The organism is Vogesella mureinivorans (assembly GCF_007644035.1).
Classification (GTDB): domain Bacteria; phylum Pseudomonadota; class Gammaproteobacteria; order Burkholderiales; family Chromobacteriaceae; genus Vogesella; species Vogesella mureinivorans.
Window position 1 is genome coordinate 1 of sequence record NZ_VMTV02000454.1, and the last position, 340, is coordinate 340.

Annotated in this window: 1 pseudogene; it reads right to left on the reverse strand. The window is 62.1% G+C overall.

The window, feature by feature from the left end:
- Nucleotides 1-340 (reverse strand): annotated as a pseudogene (locus tag FLQ44_RS11495) (hypothetical protein); the annotation flags it as partial.

The window sequence follows — 340 nt, forward strand, 5'->3', positions numbered from 1 at the left end:
TCATCTTCAGGCCCGGGATGCGCACATCGAAGTACGTCATTGCCGACCCGTTGATGAAACGGAGGCGGACCTTCTCGCCCGACCGGAACAGCCCGGTCCAGTTGCCGAGCGAGGTCGTGCCGTTCATGAGGAAGGTATAGGTGTTGCCGTTGACGTCCGACAGGTCGGTCGGCGTCATCCGCATCTGGCCCCACATCTTGCGGTCCTCGACCGTAGCGGCCAGGCCGTGCTGCTTCACGTCGTCGAAGAAGTCGCCGACCGTCTGCTTGGAGAAGTTGTCGAAGTCAGACCGCTTCTTGAGCCTGGCGAACAGGCGCTTCGGATCGAGGTCGGTCCAGTC